The following is a 19549-nucleotide window of genomic DNA, read 5'->3' as shown; positions in this document are numbered from 1 at the left end:
ATAATTAAGTAGGTTGGGTTGAGCGAAGCGAAACCCAACGAAAAATACCCAACTAACAAAAACAGAGACTTTGCAATATCGATTATTTAATTTTCAAGCACGTTTTTGCTTAGACAAAGAGCGCTGCGCTCTAATATAAAACTAATTTCAGCCACCCTTTTGCTCATGTTTAATAATTTTAAGAAGCAAATCAATTCTGCGATTTGTTTTTTTGGTTTGCTCCCTAATCATTCCCTGCACCACAGCTGAAGCAAGGAAAATAAAACATATTATTTGAAATAATTCAGTTTCAATATCATAGAAGCTATTAGCAATTGATAACAAAACAAACGGTAAAAAAATTAATATGAGATCTTTCAAGCCCCAATCATTTTTTCCTAACGTTTCAAATTCATCTTTATATTTTTGCAGTTCAGCAATATGTTCTATCTCTAGTTTTGCCTTAATTACATTTTCGGTATTCACACTAGCTTACTCGCACATATTAAATATAGCCTTGATAATAACTTAATACCTTTTTTAGGTTCAATATTAAAAACTGTTTAACAGTATCGAACCAACCGCGATGTTCTTCCAATCTGAGAGCTTACAGCTCTTCTCTCACTAACTATTGTTCACAAAAAAGCCGCTGTATTTTCCAATACAGCGGCTTTTAAAATCATTATTCTAAATTAATAGATTATTACTTAGGAGCGCGACCCGCACGTTTACGCTCATTTTCAGTTAAATGACGTTTACGAATACGAATGTTCTCAGGAGTAACTTCTACTAATTCATCATCAGCAATAAACTCAAGCGCTTGCTCAAGTGAATAGTTCAGATGCGGTGTAAGTGTTTGTGCTTCATCTGTACCAGATGCACGAACGTTAGTAAGTTGCTTACCTTTAAGTGCATTAACTGTAAGGTCGTTATCACGGCTATGAATACCGATAACCATACCTTCATAAACTTCAACACCGTGACCGATGAATAAACGGCCGCGCTCTTGTAAGTTAAATAATGCGTTAGTAAGTGCTTTACCTGTTGCGTTTGCAATCATTACGCCGTTCTTACGAACACCTAGCTCGCCACCTTTGTGCGGACCGTAGTGATCGAACGTGTGGTAAAGTAAGCCAGAACCTGACGTTAATGTCATGAACTCAGTTTGGAAACCGATTAAGCCACGGCTTGGGATCATAAAGTCCATACGCATACGGCCTTTACCATCTGGTGCCATGTCAGTAAGCTCACCTTTACGAAGACCAATTTGCTCCATGATAGAACCTTGGTGCTCTTCTTCACAGTCAATAGTTAGTGTTTCATATGGTTCTTCTAACACGCCATCAACAGTACGTAAGATTACTTCTGGACGAGATACAGCTAACTCGTAACCTTCACGACGCATGTTCTCGATTAAGATACCTAGGTGTAATTCACCACGACCTGATACGCGGAAGCTATCTGGGTTGTCAGTATCTGCAACACGAAGTGCTACGTTGTGTACTAATTCTTTGTCTAAACGCTCACGAATGTTACGTGATGTTACAAACTTACCTTCTTTACCACAAAAAGGAGAATTGTTTACAGAGAACGTCATTGTTACTGTCGGCTCATCAACACTTAGTGGTGGCAATGCTTCAACGTTGTTAGGACAACAAAGCGTATCTGAAATCTTAAGCTCGCCCAGACCTGTTACAGTAACGATGTTACCAGCATAAGCTTTATCAGTGTCGATACGCTCAAGGCCTAAGTAGCTTTGTACTGAACCAATTTTACCGTTACGAGTTGTGCCATCAGCACTGATAACCGTAACTTGTTGGTTAGTCTCAACAGAGCCGCGTTTAATACGGCCAATACCAATTACACCTTTATACGAGTTGTAATCAAGCTGAGAGATTTGCATTTGGAAGTCACCTTCAGGATCTGCATCCGGTGGTGATACTTCGTCAACGATCATCTTAAACATAGGTTCCATGTTATCTGATGGCTCGTCTAAATCGAGTGTGGCCCAGCCGTTAATAGCTGATGCGTAGATTACTTTAAAGTCTAACTGTTCGTCAGTTGCACCAAGATTGTCGAATAAATCAAAGATTTGATCCATAACCCAATCTGGGCGTGCACCTGGCTTATCAATTTTATTGATAACGACGATTGGCTTTAAGCCTTGCGCGAATGCCTTTTGCGTTACGAAACGCGTTTGTGGCATTGGACCTTCTTGAGCATCAACAAGTAATAATACTGAGTCAGCCATCGAAAGTACGCGTTCAACTTCACCACCGAAATCGGCGTGTCCCGGGGTATCTACGATATTGATATGGTAGTCTTTCCAAGAGATAGCTGTGTTTTTAGCTAAAATGGTAATACCACGTTCTTTCTCAATGTCGTTTGAGTCCATCACGCGCTCTTCGTTACCGCCGCGTGTTTCTAATGTACCTGATTGCTCAAGTAGTTTGTCAACCAAAGTTGTTTTACCGTGGTCAACGTGCGCGATAATCGCTATATTTCTTAACTGTTCGATGCTCATATTTTTACTCAGAGAAATTAAATTCTCATTGATCCTGCAAGATCTACGCACTCATCCACGCTTTCGCGAGATGTCCCAGCATAGGATTTAAAAGGGCGCATATTATCCCTCATTAATGGTATGGATGAAAGTTTATCCAATATAAATTTGAAAACTTTCTCAATAATTTTACTAAGTATCTGTTTTTTATATGACAATTATATGAATTAAATTTCAATTATTTTTTAAAAAACAGCATTTTTTGCTATTTAAGCGATATTTTTGGCACTCTTTTGCATTTAGGTTATGCTAATTCCAAGCGATTAAATTAGCAGCAAATTACACCCTGTAAATTTTGCACCAAAAGGGAATCTTTACGCACCAACTTGGTGCTTTTGTATATTCCATTTTGATGCAACTATAATTTTTTAACGCATAAACAGCTAGTTACAATCATGGCACAAAATCAGCTTATTAGATGCCAAAGCAATTATGCAGCAATAACAAAACCCAATAGTTGGAGGACACATGTCACAATCGGTTTTAGATTTTATTAAAGAAAATGACGTTAAGTTCATTGATTTACGCTTTACTGACACTAAGGGTAAAGAACAACATGTATCTATTCCTCATCACCAAGTTGATGAAGACTTTTTTGAAGACGGTAAAATGTTCGACGGTTCTTCAATTGCAGGCTGGAAAGGCATTAACGAATCAGACATGGTGCTAATGCCAGTACCTGAGTCTGTAAAATTAGACCCATTCACAGAAGAAACAACACTAATTGTTCGTTGTGATGTTGTAGAACCTTCTACACTACAAGGTTATGAGCGTGATCCACGTTCTGTTGCAAAACGCGCTGAAGACTACATGCGCTCTACTGGTATTGCAGATACTGTATTATTTGGCCCAGAGCCAGAGTTTTTCTTATTTGACGATGTTAAATACAAATCAGACATGTCAGGTTCTATGTACAAAATTGATGCTGTAGAAGCAGCATGGAACTCAGATAAAGATTACGAAGGCGGCAATACAGGCCACCGTCCTGGTGTTAAAGGCGGTTACTTCCCTTGTTCACCAGTTGATTCTTCACAAGATTGGCGCTCAGCTACCTGTTTAGTTCTTGAAGAATTAGGCCAAGTGGTAGAAGCACATCACCATGAAGTAGCAACAGCAGGTCAAAACGAAATCGCTACTCGCTTTAATACAATGGTATTAAAAGCAGATGAAATCCAAGAGATGAAATATGTTATTCATAACATGGCTCACCTTTACGGAAAAACAGCTACATTTATGCCTAAGCCTGTAGTCGGTGATAATGGTTCTGGTATGCACTGTCATCAGTCTTTAGCTAAAGACGGTGTAAACTTATTTGCTGGCGACAAGTACGGTGGTCTTTCAGAAGACGCGCTTTACTACATTGGCGGTATTATTAAACATGCTAAAGCAATTAACGCTTTTGCAAACGCATCTACTAACTCGTACAAACGTTTAGTACCAGGCTTTGAAGCACCAGTAATGCTTGCATACTCTGCACGTAACCGTTCTGCTTCAATCCGTATTCCAGTGGTTCCTTCTGAAAAAGGTCGTCGTATTGAAGTACGCTTCCCAGATCCGACAGCTAACCCATACCTTGCTTTCTCAGCAATGCTTATGGCTGGCCTTGATGGTATTAAAAACAAGATCCACCCTGGCGATGCTATGGATAAAGATTTATACGATCTTCCAGCTGAAGAAGCAGCAGAGATTCCAACTGTTGCAGCGTCACTTGACGAAGCACTATCTGCACTTAGCGCAGACCGTGAATTCTTAACGCAAGGTGGTGTATTCACTGATGACTTAATTGACGCTTACATCGGCCTTAAGTCTCAAGAAGTTGAAAAGCTTAACATGACAACTCACCCAGTTGAGTTTGAAATGTACTACAGCTGTTAATTTAGCTGTTCAAAAAATGTGTGTTCTCAAGCCCGCTTTGCGGGCTTTTTTAATGGTAAAATTTATCAAACTCCACTAGAGTTAAGTTACCGATAAAAATGCAGGGCTGCAGATTGAATAACAAGATTTTATTACTATTAATTGCTTTAGGATTAAGCAATTACAGTTATGCGGGTGAAAAGAAAATATACGCTTGGAAAGATAAAAATGGCGTATTAGTGTTCTCTGACACACCTCATAAAGGCGCTACTGAGGTAAAACTCACAAGCCAAAATCTTAATATGCCTGCACCTAGTAATGACGTTTTTAACGAGCCAACCCAACCTCAACAAGCGGCGTTTACCATTACCATTTCCTCGCCTGAACATAAGCAAACTATACGTGAAAATACCGGTAGTGTTTATGTTACTAGCCGAATAACTCCACGCTTTGAAAGTGGTTTTACTATTCAACTTTTTATTGATGGCAAAACGAATGGCCCAGCTAGTGATAGCTCAACCTTTGCAATAAGAAATGTAGAAAGAGGCGAGCACACACTTCAATTAAAACTGTTTAACAGTAAAAACCAAATTATTGCCGTTAGCCAGCCATGTATATTTTTTATGCATCGAAAAGGGTCAAACCTTGGCAATTGAATAGTGGCTTTACTTAATAGGTGCTGTAGGGATTTAAGTGAAATAACTTGCTTTAAAATACCAGCGCACTAAAGTGGTGCAATCATGATTGATAATAAAAATTTTAGCCCTGAGCTACTCGACGCCATTTGGCAAAACCAAACGACAGCTATCATGCTTCTTGATAAAAAGTTTAATGTTGTTTATGCCAATACAAGTACCAGTGAGCTACTTGGACTTGGTAATAAGCGCTTACTAGATCAGCCTTTTGATAGCCTTTTTAATTACCATTCGATTGATTTACAACGCATTGAACAATATTCATTAATTGAGGGATTAGATTGCCAGCAGCATAGAGCAGACGTGGTTTTCAGCGATTCTCGCCATGCCAAGGTTGCAGTAAGTACAAGGCAAATTAAGTTTAACAATACCTTATATATTTTATTTGAATGGCGTCAAACCGATGACGAAATTAAACACGACCAAGCCTCTAATCAAATGCATCAATATCAAGCTGCTCGTAATTTAATTAGAGGTCTGGCTCACGAAATTAAAAATCCTTTAGGCGGAATTCGCGGAGCGGCGCAGTTATTGCAGTATGAGGTTGATCAGCAAGAAAGAGATCAATGTGCCGAGCTCATTATTGAGCAAGCAGATAGATTGCGCGAATTAGTGGATAGGCTTTTAGGGCCAAACCAACTTCCGCAGAAATCTTACGGCAACATACATCAATCGCTTGAGTCGGTTGTTAAGCTCAGTACGTTAGACAATTGCTCTAACATTAGTTTGGTTAAAGATTACGACCCGAGCATTCCTGATGTATTCATTGATCAAGGTAAAATACAACAAGTTGTATTAAACATTGTTCGTAATGCTCAACAGGCACTTGTAGATGGCGGTGAAATAAAAATAAAAACCCGCATTAATCATCAACATCGTCGCCCTGGTAAAGCACCTAAAAAAGCCTTGATGATCCAAATATCTGATAACGGACCAGGCATTGATCCTAGTGTACGTGAAACGCTCTTCTACCCTATGATCACCAATAAAGAAGGTGGCTCGGGTTTAGGGCTCTCAATTGCACAAACGCTCATTGATCAGCATGATGGCTATATTGAATGTGATAGCTGGCCTGGCCATACTGAATTTAATATCTATCTGCCTTTTGCAGATTAATGTTTGGAGTTTTCATGAAAACAGTTTGGCTTGTAGATGATGATGCATCAATTCGATTTGTACTCGAAAAAGCACTTACCCGCTCAGGGTTTACCACGGAAAGCTTTGCTAATGCGCAAGATGTATTGAGCGCATTAAAGTTTAGCCAACCTACTGTTTTGGTATCTGACGTTAGAATGCCAGGCATGGATGGTATGGCATTGCTTGAACTTATTGCAGAGCAAAATCCTGGGTTGCCGGTAATTATAATGACCGCCCATTCAGATTTAGACTCAGCAGTTAATGCGTTTCAAAAAGGTGCATTTGAATACCTAGCAAAACCATTTGATTTAAACGAAGCCGTAGCTTTGGTAGAAAGTGCATGCAGAGCAAACTCCACTAAAAAAACTAAGCGAAAGCAAGCTCCACCAAAAAGTGCGCACATAATTGGTGAAGCACCCGCTATGCAAGAAGTATTTAGAGCAATAGGTAAACTATCTGCCTCTAGTATGAGCGTATTGATAAATGGTGAATCTGGTACAGGTAAAGAGCTGGTAGCTAGTGCATTGCATAACCACAGCCCACGTAAAGAAAATCAATTTATTGCACTTAACATGGCGGCCATTCCAAAAGAGCTTGTTGAGTCAGAGTTATTTGGCCACGAAAAAGGTGCGTTTACGGGGGCCGACAGCGTACGCAAAGGCCGCTTTGAACAAGCCAATGGCGGCACACTGTTTTTAGATGAAATTGGCGATATGCCACTCGATGTACAAACACGCTTATTACGAGTGCTCGCAGATGGTGAGTTTTATCGTGTTGGCGGCCATCAAAGTATAAAAGTAGACGTACGCATTATTGCAGCTACACACCAAAACCTAGAGGATTTAGTTAAACAGGGCAAATTTAGGGATGATTTATTTCATCGTTTGAATGTTGTTCGCCTTCGCTTACCAGCACTTCGCGAGCGTACAGAGGATATTGAACGTCTTGCGCAGCATTTTTTACATAAGAGTGCTAAAGATCTACAAGTAGATAGCAAAATACTTAGCCCAAAAGCTACTGAGCAATTACGCTTATTTACCTGGCCAGGTAATGTTCGCCAACTAGAAAACACTTGCCGTTGGCTTACAGTTATGGCACCTGGTGAATTGGTAAGCGAGCAAGACTTGCCGCCAGAAATACTTGATGCCTCACCAATACAACAAGAAGGTGATTGGCTCGATGCATTCCAACAATGGCTTAATCAAGAGCTTAAACAAGGCAAAGAAAATATTTGGCCAAATATTCAAGCACAACTCGAAACTCGTTTAATAAAAACAGCGCTAGCTAATTGCTCTGGTCATAAACAAGATGCTGCCATAAAAATAGGCTGGGGACGCAATACGTTGACCCGAAAATTAAAAGAGCGCAATATTAACTAATTAAACACTTTCAACAAGTTTGATCATTGATGAAGTTAATCGAAAACATTCCTTTGTTTAAACAAATGGAAATTATAAATAGGCTACACTTTTTTAAAGAGTTTACGCTCAGCGAGCGTCAAGTCTTATTAGAGTCGTTCGGCCTGTTATATCTAGTAAACCAGCAGCAATTTTTATTTAAGCAATACGATAATGACAAACGTTTGTACATTGTACTTAGCGGCGCTTTACTGGTATTTAAACATAATCATTTGCTAGAACTAGGTACTATTGAGCCCGGTGAGTTTATAGGTGAAGGTGCCTTTATAAATAACCGAGAGCGCAGTACCAGTGCTCGCGCTAAAACCGACACCATAGTACTTGCCATTACCCCTGAAGCACTCACCCGATTACCTAATGTAATACGAGAAAAAATTAAAGACAGAATTATTGAAGGTATGAGCCTGCGCATCGCTAAACTTAGTGAGCACATAGAAACCCACGGTTAGATCAGTCCATATAAACAGTTTGTAATGAGCAATCAAGCCAGCCGGGATTATTTACGTGCGCAGTAAACGTGTAAGTATCTGAAGGCTTGGCACCAAAGGGGGTATTTACAAGTGGCTGTGAATGGCTATATGTCTGGGAATAGGTTTTATAATAAATTACAACATAACCATACAAGTACTCCCAACTGAGCCTCACAACTGCACCTCTTGGTAATGTAAATTCAGCATATTCATTTTCAAATTTGACCTCTAAATCATTGTACTTATCGTCGCTGCAATGGGTTGTTCGTAACCGAGAGGGCATAATGAACGCGTCTTCCCCATCTGTATTCTTTAAATAAAAACCGATATTACCATCATCATAAAAGTGATTTGATCGTGTGGTGTAGTTAATTTCGGGTTGATGACCGAGCTCTTGCATAATAATAGCTAACTGCTCAGTCTCTTTTTGGTAAATTTTATCGCTTGATAAAAGCAATGTTGCTTCACCAAAATCTGATGGGATCTCTAGATCTACATATTCATAGGGGAGTGTTTGTGCATTTAGTGCAGCGTCTAGTTGATTACGCTGCTCATCTTGCAAGTTTTCACTAAATACATACACGGTAGGTTGTTGGCATGCAGCTAATAGTAATGCCAACGCACATGTTAAAATTCCATTTTTCATAGTTACCCTCCAATAATTACACCTGTAGTCTATTAGGAGGTACTATTAATCGCAATGCACTTAATTAAATATTGTCACTGATTGATATGACTGGTTTGGCTATCTAACCATGCATCAACACTTTGTCGAGTGTATAAAACTTCGTTAAACAAGCGGTGGCGTTCAAATTCAAGCTTTGATTTTTTAAGCGGATCGCCACTAATTAAACGGCTGTGCGTATCATTAAATTTTGAAATAACCGAAAAGCCACTGTCGCTAAGTTGTGTTTGCTCTTTTACTAAACTCACTAGATGCGATCTTACGTCGTCAGCAGTTAACATATCAGAATTTTCTAAACCCATTAGCTCTTTTTTCATTGCTAACCTTACGCCCATTTTCTACTCCGTTTTATATGTATACATTACACATCAGTTAATCCGCCAGAGTTTTAGCAATTAGCGAGCCATCAATAAAAATCATTTGCCGTGAAGCTTAACCTGCAATTGCTTCAGTTTTCTTAAAGACAGAGAAAAAGGCATAAAAGTTTCAACATAATTAACGACTACCTTCTCAGTTTTGTATTTGCTTTGGTGCAAAATGCTCTACAAGCCTTTATACTAGGGGACTATGCGTTACCCCACTGGAGCTAACATGAACGAAGAATACATAGAAATTGAATTAGAAGAAGAACCCATAGAGCTTTGCAAATTATTAAAAGTACTCGATTTAGTTGAAGGTGGCGGCCAAGCAAAAAACCTAATCGCTGAAGGCTATGTGGGTGTTAACCATGAAATTTGTACAATAAAACGGAAAAAATTATACAGTGGTGATGTATTAGAATTTGATGGTGAGCTTTTTCAATTATCATTAAGTAAAGATGCCATACCTGTAGAGCGAGCAGTTACACAAACTGCACCAGAGCCTAAGAAAGCGCCCCAAAGCACTGCAAATCAACCTGCAAAAAATAAGCGTAAGCGCACTAAAAAGCCTAAAAGAGATGAAAATACAGGGCGTCGTCCAATTTCATTTGGCTAGCCTTCAAGGTTATTCGCAGCTTCTAAACATAAAAGCTAGCTTGTAATGCTGGCTTTTATGCTCTTTAATTACCTCGTTAATAACAATAAAAACAAGGTAATAACATGTCTACACCCACTTGGTTAAAATCGCTTGCTTGGGCTGCGCTTATTTGGAACTTATTAGGTGTGATCGCATTTGTGATGCAAATGATGATGACCCCGGAAATGATAAGTAAACTGCCTATAGATCAACAAGCTGCCTACTCTGATATTCCTCTTTGGTCTACCATTGCTTTTGCTATAGCTGTATTTGGAGGCTTACTAGGATGTATTCTTTTACTGATGAAAAAGGCACTCGCCATACCCATATTTGCAGTGTCTTTAGGCGCTATTTTGCTACAGCAATACTATAATTTTGTTGTTATAAACAGCATTGAGCTATTAGGTTTAAGCGCTGTATTTATGCCGATTTTCGTTATTACTATTGCCATCCTCCTTTTATATATAAGTACCAAAGGCAAACAACAAAGCTGGTTAGGCTAATTAAAATTAAGGCCAATATTATTTGGCTTTTTTATCCCCCTTGAAAAACTATTCTTCGCCATCACCTCTATACTTATTACTGTACAAATTTCGCACTTTTAACCACATTAATTACGCTGGTATGTACTTTGCAATTAAGAAAATAAAAGAGGTCATCTTTTCAAGGATATTTACCTAATTACCAAAGGGGCAAAAAATGAATAGTTTCGAAACAGAACATCAACTGACTATTAATGGCGAGCAATATCATATTCACTCACTTAAAGGATTAGGCGATAAAGCTAAGCGACTGCCCTTTTCTCTCAAAGTATTACTCGAAAACCTGCTACGCAACGAAGATGGCGTAAATATAAAAGAACAAGACATCCAAGCCCTCTTGAATTGGGATTCTAAAGCTAAACCATCATCTGAGGTCGCTTTCACCCCAGCACGCGTTGTTATGCAAGATTTTACAGGTGTGCCTGCCATTGTAGATTTAGCGGCTATGCGTGACGCTATGGAAAAACTAGGTGGCGATCCTGCAAAAATAAATCCGCTATCTCCTGCTGAACTTGTAATAGATCATTCTGTGCAAGTAGATGGCTATGGCGATGATGGCGCATTTGATTTAAATGCAAAGCTTGAATACGAACGTAATAAAGAACGCTATGAGTTTTTACGTTGGGGACAAACAGCATTCGATAACTTAAAAGTTGTGCCACCAGCAACCGGCATTGTTCACCAAGTAAATTTAGAATACCTAGCACGTGTTGTGTTTAACGAAGACAGCAAGGGTAAAAAGTTCGCTTACCCAGATACCTTAGTAGGTACCGACTCCCACACCACTATGATTAATGGCTTGGGTGTTCTTGGTTGGGGCGTAGGCGGCATTGAAGCCGAAGCTGCAATGCTTGGCCAACCCATTAGCTTACTCATCCCACAGGTAGTTGGCATGAAGCTAAATGGTCGCCTTCCTGAGGGAACAACAGCTACCGATTTAGTATTAACAGTGACCGAGATGCTACGTAACCATGGTGTTGTAGGTAAGTTTGTAGAATTTTATGGTGACGGCCTAGCCGACCTACCACTGGCAGATAGAGCAACGATTGCTAATATGGCACCTGAGTACGGCGCTACGTGTGGTATTTTCCCTATTGATGACGAAACCATTAATTATTTACGCTTAACAAACCGTGATGAAAAACACCTCAAAGTAATTGAAGATTACGCCAAGCACCAAGGTTTATGGCGCAACGATGGCGATGAAGCTAATTATACAGACACCCTTGAGCTTAAACTTGATGATGTAGTGCCAAGCCTTGCAGGGCCTAAACGCCCGCAAGACAGAATAGCATTAGATAAAGCCGGCGATGTTATTGGCCAGCACTTAAAAGGCTTTCAAGATGAGCGTATGGAGCGCCGCGATAAAAGTGATATAGAGCAAGCTCGCATTGAAAGTGAAGGCCCTGCCACAAACCCAGATGAGCCAGTTGAAGAAGCGCAGTTTATGGGAGCTGCAAAAGTTAAGTTCAAAGGACAAGAGTTTGAACTTAACGATGGCGCCTGTGTTATCGCTGCCATAACAAGCTGTACAAATACCTCAAACCCAAGTGTAATTTTAGCCGCTGGTTTAGTAGCAAGAAAAGCTAAGCAACTCGGCATTGACGTAAAACCTTGGGTTAAAACATCACTAGCTCCGGGCTCTCAAGTTGTAACAGACTACCTGGAAAAAGCAGACTTAATGGATGATCTAGCAGCACTAGGATTCAATTTAGTCGGTTATGGCTGTACAACCTGTATTGGTAATTCAGGTCCACTAGCAACAGAGATATCAGACGCGATCCAAAAGCATAAACTGGTTGTAAGCTCAATTTTATCGGGTAACCGTAACTTTGAAGGGCGAATTCACCAAGATGTCAAAATGAACTTTTTAGCATCACCACCCCTGGTTGTTGCCTATGCAATTGCTGGCCGAACAGATATAGATGTATACAACGAACCTCTTGCGCAGGATAAAAACGGTAACGATATTTACCTTAAAAATATTTGGCCAAGTGTAAGTGAAGTGAATGAGTTAGTACAAAAAACGGTAACTAAAGAAATGTTTGAAAAAAGCTATGCCAATGTATACGAAGGCGATAGCCGCTGGCAAAAAATTCAAATTCCAAATGGTAAACTTTATGATTGGAATGATGAATCAACTTATATCAAAAAAGCCCCATTCTTTGATGGCATGAAAGTAGAACCGCCAGGCGTTCCGACAATTGAAGGTGCACGCTGTTTAGCTAAATTAGGCGACTCGGTAACTACCGATCATATTTCGCCCGCTGGTGCGATAAAAGCAGAAGCCCCTGCTGGCTTGTACTTGCAAGATAAAGGCGTAGGAAAAGCGCAGTTTAACTCATACGGTTCACGCCGTGGTAATCACGAAGTGATGATGCGCGGTACATTTGCCAATGTAAGGCTTAAAAACTTACTTGCACCGGGCACCGAGGGTGGTGTTACACGCATGCAGCCAGAAAACGAGCTAGCAAGTATTTATGATGCAGCTATGGAGTATCAAAAAAATGAAACACCACTCATTGTTTTGGCCGGTAAGGAGTACGGTACAGGCTCATCACGTGACTGGGCAGCTAAAGGCTCATTGTTACTTGGTGTAAAAGCAGTTGTCGCACAAAGTTATGAGCGTATACACCGCTCTAACTTAATTGGCATGGGGGTTTTACCTCTGCAATTTAAAGATGGCGAAAGCTACGAGTCGTTAGGATTAACAGGGAAAGAACAATTTGATATTGAAGGCCTTTATGATAAAACGGACGAAGTAAGTGTAATAGCCACTAATGCTGAAGGTAAAAAAATAAGCTTTAGTGCAGATGTACGTATTGATACCCCTAAGGAGTGGGATTACTACAAACACGGCGGCATTTTACAATATGTACTGCGTAACATGCTCGACAAATAAGTATTTACACCTTTTAATCTCAAGTTGCCTTTTCAAGTAATTATAAATTAGTACATAGGTAGGTATATTTGTGCACTTAAACCGCCTTCAGGGCGGTTTTCTAGTTTTACTTTACCATCATGCATATCGATAATGCGTTTTATAATTGCAAGACCTAAGCCACTCCCCTCGCTACCGCGAGCAGCATCACCTTGTTTAAAAGGCTCAAAAACAGACTCTAGCTCGTTTTCAGGTATACCTGGACCGCTATCATTTACCGCAATAACTACATATTTTTTGTTTGAATTGAAGTAGCTGAACACTTCAATATCGCTTTCAGAGTAGCGTAATGCATTACCGATCATGTTTGTAATCACACGCTTAATAGCTATTGGACTTAATGGAATATTGCCAATATTTGGGTTACTTTTAAACGTAATAGTACGTTGATGTTGCAACTCTGAATTCACAACCTCGGCAACTAAAGCATTTATATCTTCGCAGCTTAGTTCTTCACGTTTATGGTGGCGTAAATATTCAATAAACTGATCGATAATCCCGTTCATATCTTCTATATCGTAAATAATACCTTCGCGAAGGTAGTCGTCTTCATCAACCATCATTTCAGTGGCTAAACGAATACGCGTAAGCGGCGTACGTAAATCATGCGATACACCTGCCATTAGTAAACGGCGATCGTTCTCAAGGGCGGCAATTCCGCGCGACATTTGGTTAAACGCGCGCGTTACTTCTATTACTTCTGTAGAGCCTTCTTCTTCTAATTTGGTAGAAAAATCGCCTTTGCCTACTTTTACTGCGGCTTGTTGCAAAGCTTTTAAAGGCCTATTAAGGTGCCTTGCAAACAACCACCCCCCCAGCACACTCAAAAACCCAATACTTGATAAGTAAAAAGTTAAAAACTCTAAATTGTTCTCTTTAAAGCCTTTAAGCGGTACTTTTACCCAATAACCAGGCGCTTGAGGTGCTTCAACCCAATAGATTAACGGATCTGTTTGACTAATACGTACACGAGAAAAACCACCTAACTGCTCAGTCATGCTACGCGATAGCATAGAATATTCGCGGCTTTGCCCAAGTCCTTGGCGCATTGCTTCGCGCTGCGTCATTACTTCAATGCCAGTAATTTCAAAAAACTTTGCAGATACTTCATCGTTTATTTCAACGCCGTCTTCCCAATCAATAAATACCGTTTTAATTTGTTTAGCGAGCATTAAATTAACTTGCTCAATAGTTGGCTTTACAACGTAAAAACTAACAGTAACATACGACACTATTTGATTGATCAGCAGCAGAGCCGCCACTAAGAATACAGTTTGCCCAAACGCACTACGCGGAAAAAAACCCATAAATATTACTTTTCACCGTCGGGAACAAACACATAACCCAAACCCCAAACGGTTTGAATATAACGCGGATTAGCAGCATCTACTTCAATCATGCGGCGAAGTCGCGACACTTGCACATCAATACTTCGCTCAAGCGCACTGTAATCACGCCCACGCGCTAAGTTCATTAGCTTATCGCGGCTAAGTGGCTCACGCGGATGCGAAACAAGCGCTTTAAGTACTGCAAACTCACCACTGGTAAGCGATATTGTTTTGTCCCCTTCACTCATTTCGCGCGTTGCTAAATTAAGCGTAAATTTACCAAAAGCTATTAAGTTTTCTTCAGCGGCTGGCGCACCGGGAACCTCTTTTGCTCGACGGCGTAAAATAGCTTTAATACGAGCCAATAATTCTCGTGGATTAAATGGTTTTGGAATGTAGTCATCGGCACCAAGTTCAAGGCCAATAATGCGGTCTACTTCGTCGCCCTTTGCAGTAAGCATAACAATAGGAATTTCGTTTTCTTTTTGACGTAAGCGGCGGCAAATAGATAAGCCGTCTTCGCCTGGGAGCATTAAATCGAGAACCATTAAGTGAAAATTTTCACGTTCAATGAGTCTATCCATTTGCTCTGAGTTTGCAGCCGTCCTAACAATAAAGCCTTGCTCTACTAAATAACGCTCAAGCAGGCTGCGCAAGCGCATGTCATCATCAACAACCAATACTTTTGTGGTCTCGTGTCCCATAATCTCTTTCTTATTTTTATATCCAATTACTAGTTAATATAAATGAAAAACTTAATAATCTAAAACTAATTACTTGCTTAGATTGTTACTGAACATTTCAAACCTATATTATTAAAGTTTACGCTCGACAAATTTTGGCAATTTTAATAACGTGCACACCATTAGAGTTAATAAAGAATTCATCATGAAAACAAACTTAGTGACCCGTGAGGGATATTTGCAACTGCAGCAAGAGCACGACCATTTATGGAACGTAAAGCGCCCTGAAGTAACCAAAATTGTAAGTTGGGCAGCAAGCTTAGGTGATCGCTCTGAAAATGCAGACTATCAATACAATAAGCGACTATTGCGTCAAATTGATCGCCGCGTGCGCTATTTACGCAAGCGTTTGCCCGATTTAAAAATTATTGATTACTCACCAGAGCAAGCCGGTAAGGTATTTTTTGGTGCTTGGGTAGAAATAGAAAATGAGCAAGGTGAAACTAAAAAGTTCAGAATTGTAGGCCCTGATGAAATTTACGATCGCAAAGATTACATATCAATAGACTCACCTATGGCTCGCGCACTTATTAAAAAGCAAGTAGATGACGACTTTGAAGTAGTTACACCTCAAGGTAAAAAGGAGTGGTATGTAAACAGCATCAATTACCAAGAAAAGAAATAAGAAGTTTTGATTCAGATCATATTAACTTTTGATTGTGTAAATTAAGACAATAAGCTATAACTGAATTATCAAGTTGATTTGTTCAATTTGAGAGCGGTTAATTAAGGTAGTAATTATGTCAAATATAGTACAGCGCATATTAAGCAATGCCGTATTGTTTGCACTTTTAATGAGTGTAAGTTTGACGCTGCACGCCAGTAAAATTGAAGTAAACCTTGATAATGCAAAGCTATCTAACCACTTTATTGCTTGTGACACTCCTGACCAAGCCAACCTCGATTTTGACGTAGACTCCCACGTTAACACTATTACTTTTAGGTCGCCTCAACCACTTCCTAATGCTATAAACTCTTTTTATAAGAGCACCAACCTAAACAGACCTTTTAGCACTGCGTACCAACGTGGACCACCTAGCTATTTAATTTAATTCATTATTTTACAACTTAATTAAATTTTATAACGACTAAGGTGACTATTATGTCTAACTTTAAAGAATTACGTACCCAAAATGTATCTCACGGTGTTATTGCAAGCACATTTGCAGACGATCAACCATTAATTGATTTATCATCTCCTGCGTTAAAAATGGTAAATAACTTTACTCAAAAAACACCTATTCGAGCAGAATATGAAACAACTATCACAGAGGCACTTAAACAAGTAAGTGCGCAACAGTCTGACTATATTTTAGTAACCGACGAGCACCAAAAATTAGTTGGCTTAGTCTCTAGCGCTGATTTACAAAGCTCTAAAATTACGATTATTGCAGAGCGTTTAAATACCCCACGAAGTGAAGTGAGCTTGCACGATATTATGACACCAATTAGCCAACTCAAGGGCGTGAGTATGCAAAGCTTAAGCTATGCTTGCATTGGTGATGCGCTACAAACAATGGAGCATCAGGGCACAATGTTTCTATTGGTAACAGCAGCCAGTAATGAAATTTGTGGTTTAATTTCAGCTCGCCAAATAGCTAAAAAATTACATATTCCTTTACATATTACGCCTATAGCAAGTTCATTTAGTCAGGTGCTTGAGAGTATTGAGCACCCGCATTAAGCACTCTTATAAACTTAAACACCCCCAACTACCTCAACCACCTTAGAGCAAGCAAAATAGCTTGCTTTAAGATCTTTTTATTAATACCTCCTGTGATATTATTCAAGAAATTAACTACGCCAGTAACACGCTTCTGGTCTTATTTTATTGTATAAAAAAAGGTTTTTGCATGAGCAATATCTCTGCACGTTTAGCCGGTGAGTTAAACGCACAGCAGCAACAGGTTGTTGCAGCAACAAAGTTACTTGATGAAGGTGCAACTGTTCCTTTTATCGCCCGCTACAGAAAAGAAATTACAGGCGGCCTAGACGACACCCAATTACGCCTTTTAGAGCAGCGTTTATCGTATTTACGTGAACTAGAAGAGCGTCGTAGTTTTATTTTATCGACAATCGAATCGCAAAATAAATTAACACCAGAGCTAAGTGCCGATATAACCAATGCACAAAGTAAAACAGAACTTGAAGATTTATACCTACCATATAAAGCTAAGCGCCGCACTAAAGGCCAAATAGCAATTGAAGCTGGTGTAGAGCCTCTTGCGGATGCACTATTTAAAGATGCTAACCTTGACCCAGAGCAACAAGCAAAGCAGTTTGTAAATGCTGATAAAGGCTTTGCAGATACAAAAGCGGTACTTGAAGGCGCTAAATTCATCTTAATGGAACGCTTTGCTGAAGACGCAAAATTACTAGCTAAATTTAGAAGCCATATTAGTCAAAACGGCGCAATTGAAAGTACTGTGATTAAAGGCCAAGAGCAAGCCGGTGCGAAATACCGTGATTATTTTGAGCATCAAGAAGCCCTTAAAAAAGTTCCTTCTCACCGTGCACTAGCTATGTTGCGCGCTCGTAACGAAGGTATTCTTCAGTTAAATGTAAACCCAGAGCCTAACTCAGAAAATTCAGCGCAACTATGCGCACAAATGATTGCCGAGCATTACCGCTTAGACATTAAATATAAAGCTGCAAGCGAGTGGCTTTTAAATGTTGTGCAATGGGCATGGAAAATTAAACTCGGCTTACACCTTGAGAATGAGTTTTTAGCAGCAATGCGCGAAAAAGCAGAAACTGGCGCTATTGATGTATTTGCTAAAAACTTAAAAGACTTATTAATGGCAGCTCCAGCAGGCCCGCGTACTACACTTGGTCTCGATCCTGGCTTACGAACTGGCTGTAAAATTGCCGTTGTAGATAGCACAGGTAAATTGCTTGCCACACAAACTATTTTCCCTCATGCGCCACAAAACCATTGGGATAAATCACTTCGCACATTAGAACAACTCTGTCGTCAACATAAAGTAGAGCTGATTGCGATCGGTAACGGCACGGCTTCTCGCGAATCAGATAAATTAGTTGCCGAACTAATTAAAGCCAATACCGAGCTTAATATTAATAAAATTATGGTGAGCGAAGCGGGTGCATCGGTTTACTCAGCCTCTGAATTTGCTGCTAACGAATTTCCAGATTTAGATGTTTCTATACGAGGAGCTGTATCTATTGCTCGTCGTTTACAAGACCCTCTTGCTGAACTTGTTAAAATTGAGCCAAAATCAATTGGTGTAGGCCAATATCAACACGATGTGTCACAAAGTCAATTGGGGCAAACGCTAACAGCTGTAGTTGAGGACTGTGTAAACTCAGTAGGTGTAGATTTAAATATGGCCTCAGTGCCATTACTTACTCGTGTGTCTGGCTTAAACAAAACACTAGCGCAAAACATTGTTAATTACCGCGATACTAACGGCGTATTTACTAAGCGTAGTGAACTTAAAAAAGTTGAACGTTTAGGGCCAAAAGCCTTTGAACAAGCGGCCGGCTTTTTACGTATTAATAATGGTAGTGATCCACTAGATAACTCATCAGTTCACCCTGAAGCTTACCCGATTGTTAAGCGTATTTGTGAGCGTAATAGCCTTGATGTAAGTAGCTTAATTGGTAACAGTGACTTTTTAACTAAACTTGCTGCTAACGATTATATTGACGAGAAATTTGGTTTACCAACGGTTACCGATATCATTAGTGAGCTTGATAAACCTGGTCGCGATCCGCGTCCTGAGTTTAAAACTGCTGAATTTAAAGCAGGCGTTGAAAAAATTAGCGACCTTAAACCAGGTATGATTTTAGAAGGCGTAGTTTCAAACGTTGCTAACTTTGGTGCGTTTGTTGATGTAGGTGTTCATCAAGATGGCCTGGTACATATTTCAGCTATTACTAATAAGTTTATTTCAGATCCGCGTGAAGTTGTTAAAGCTGGTGATATTGTAAAGGTTAAAGTAGTTGAAGTAGACGCTGCACGTAAGCGCATAAGCTTTACTATGCGCTTAGATGACGAAATTGACACAAGCAAGTCAGCAGCTCCAGCTACGCAAAAGCCACAAGCACGTGCTAATAATTCGCAACCTCGTGCTGCAAAGCCGAAACGTGACAACAGTAATGCATTAATGGGTAATGCATTTGCCGATGCGTTCGCTAATGCTAAAGTGAAAAAATAATAGTTGTTCAGCTAAACTAA

At 39.8% G+C, this 19549-nt stretch carries 18 protein-coding genes; 12 read left to right on the top strand and 6 right to left on the bottom strand.

The genetic code is table 11. The features are described 5' to 3' along the window. Positions 1-147 precede the first annotated feature (147 nt). Both V6260_RS12010 and typA read right to left on the bottom strand, forming a co-directional pair. Complete coding sequence (locus V6260_RS12010; RefSeq protein WP_165743522.1) at positions 148-465, bottom strand: hypothetical protein; 318 nt, start codon at positions 463-465, stop codon at positions 148-150. 217 nt (positions 466-682) lie between these two features. After that, positions 683-2503: a translational GTPase TypA gene (gene typA, locus V6260_RS12005; protein ID WP_341594322.1), complete on the bottom strand. Its 1821-nt coding sequence runs from the start codon at positions 2501-2503 to the stop codon at positions 683-685. A gap of 507 nt (positions 2504-3010) precedes the next feature. Between typA and glnA the strand changes: the two genes are divergently transcribed. The 5 genes from glnA (at position 3011) to V6260_RS11980 (ending at position 8095) form a co-directional block, all read left to right on the top strand. Further along, complete coding sequence (gene glnA, locus V6260_RS12000) at positions 3011-4417, top strand: glutamate--ammonia ligase (RefSeq protein WP_211000962.1); 1407 nt, start codon at positions 3011-3013, stop codon at positions 4415-4417. A 113-nt stretch (positions 4418-4530) separates the two neighbouring features. Further along, positions 4531-5052: a DUF4124 domain-containing protein gene (locus V6260_RS11995; protein ID WP_341594320.1), complete on the top strand. Its 522-nt coding sequence runs from the start codon at positions 4531-4533 to the stop codon at positions 5050-5052. Positions 5053-5136: 84 nt separating this feature from the next. Further along, positions 5137-6207, top strand: a complete 1071-nt coding sequence (gene glnL, locus V6260_RS11990) for a nitrogen regulation protein NR(II) (protein ID WP_341594319.1) — start codon at positions 5137-5139, stop codon at positions 6205-6207. Positions 6208-6221: 14 nt separating this feature from the next. Beyond that, the gene (gene ntrC, locus V6260_RS11985) at positions 6222-7607 is read left to right on the top strand and encodes a nitrogen regulation protein NR(I) (RefSeq protein WP_341594317.1); all 1386 of its coding nucleotides are present in this window, start codon (positions 6222-6224) and stop codon (positions 7605-7607) included. 29 nt (positions 7608-7636) lie between these two features. Then, positions 7637-8095: a cyclic nucleotide-binding domain-containing protein gene (locus V6260_RS11980; protein WP_341594316.1), complete on the top strand. Its 459-nt coding sequence runs from the start codon at positions 7637-7639 to the stop codon at positions 8093-8095. A 1-nt stretch (position 8096) separates the two neighbouring features. Here V6260_RS11980 and V6260_RS11975 read toward each other — a convergent pair whose 3' ends face one another. Together V6260_RS11975 and V6260_RS11970 are read right to left on the bottom strand one after the other, a co-directional pair. Continuing rightward, positions 8097-8762 carry a hypothetical protein gene (locus V6260_RS11975; protein ID WP_341594314.1) on the bottom strand — a complete coding sequence of 222 codons (666 nt, stop codon included), beginning with the start codon at positions 8760-8762 and terminating at the stop codon, positions 8097-8099. 74 nt (positions 8763-8836) lie between these two features. Continuing rightward, the gene (locus V6260_RS11970; RefSeq protein ID WP_341594312.1) at positions 8837-9136 is read right to left on the bottom strand and encodes a hypothetical protein; all 300 of its coding nucleotides are present in this window, start codon (positions 9134-9136) and stop codon (positions 8837-8839) included. A gap of 256 nt (positions 9137-9392) precedes the next feature. On the opposite strand from V6260_RS11970, the gene V6260_RS11965 reads away from it, so the two are divergent. The 3 genes from V6260_RS11965 (at position 9393) to acnA (ending at position 13241) form a co-directional block, all read left to right on the top strand. Further along, entirely contained in the window at positions 9393-9776 is a 384-nt protein-coding gene (locus V6260_RS11965) for an RNA-binding S4 domain-containing protein (RefSeq protein WP_341594311.1), read from the top strand. A 104-nt stretch (positions 9777-9880) separates the two neighbouring features. Then, a complete protein-coding gene (locus V6260_RS11960) occupies positions 9881-10300 on the top strand; it encodes a hypothetical protein (protein ID WP_341594309.1) in 420 nt (139 codons plus the stop codon). Between the two features lie 196 nt (positions 10301-10496). Then, positions 10497-13241: an aconitate hydratase AcnA gene (gene acnA / locus V6260_RS11955; RefSeq protein ID WP_341594307.1), complete on the top strand. Its 2745-nt coding sequence runs from the start codon at positions 10497-10499 to the stop codon at positions 13239-13241. A 47-nt stretch (positions 13242-13288) separates the two neighbouring features. On the opposite strand, the gene envZ is transcribed toward acnA, so the two are convergent. Beyond that, a complete protein-coding gene (envZ, locus tag V6260_RS11950) occupies positions 13289-14587 on the bottom strand; it encodes a two-component system sensor histidine kinase EnvZ (protein WP_341594305.1) in 1299 nt (432 codons plus the stop codon). A gap of 5 nt (positions 14588-14592) precedes the next feature. Further along, entirely contained in the window at positions 14593-15312 is a 720-nt protein-coding gene (gene ompR, locus V6260_RS11945) for a two-component system response regulator OmpR (RefSeq protein ID WP_058547924.1), read from the bottom strand. A 184-nt stretch (positions 15313-15496) separates the two neighbouring features. Here ompR and greB point away from each other — a divergent pair, with 184 nt between their 5' ends. The 4 genes from greB (at position 15497) to V6260_RS11925 (ending at position 19529) form a co-directional block, all read left to right on the top strand. After that, positions 15497-15976, top strand: a complete 480-nt coding sequence (greB, locus tag V6260_RS11940; protein WP_341594303.1) for a transcription elongation factor GreB — start codon at positions 15497-15499, stop codon at positions 15974-15976. Positions 15977-16091: 115 nt separating this feature from the next. Continuing rightward, positions 16092-16403, top strand: a complete 312-nt coding sequence (locus V6260_RS11935; RefSeq protein ID WP_341594301.1) for a hypothetical protein — start codon at positions 16092-16094, stop codon at positions 16401-16403. A 50-nt stretch (positions 16404-16453) separates the two neighbouring features. Next, entirely contained in the window at positions 16454-17035 is a 582-nt protein-coding gene (locus V6260_RS11930) for a CBS domain-containing protein (protein ID WP_341594300.1), read from the top strand. Positions 17036-17204: 169 nt separating this feature from the next. Then, positions 17205-19529, top strand: coding sequence for a Tex family protein (locus V6260_RS11925; RefSeq protein WP_341594299.1), 2325 nt, complete (start codon positions 17205-17207; stop codon positions 19527-19529). The last annotated feature ends 20 nt before the right edge of the window (positions 19530-19549 follow it).

The sequence above is a fragment of the Pseudoalteromonas aliena genome (assembly GCF_038155085.1).
GTDB classification, from domain to species: domain Bacteria; phylum Pseudomonadota; class Gammaproteobacteria; order Enterobacterales; family Alteromonadaceae; genus Pseudoalteromonas; species Pseudoalteromonas aliena_A.
The sequence above is the reverse complement of the archived record's forward strand: the minus strand, read 5'-3'. Positions and strand labels throughout refer to the sequence as shown.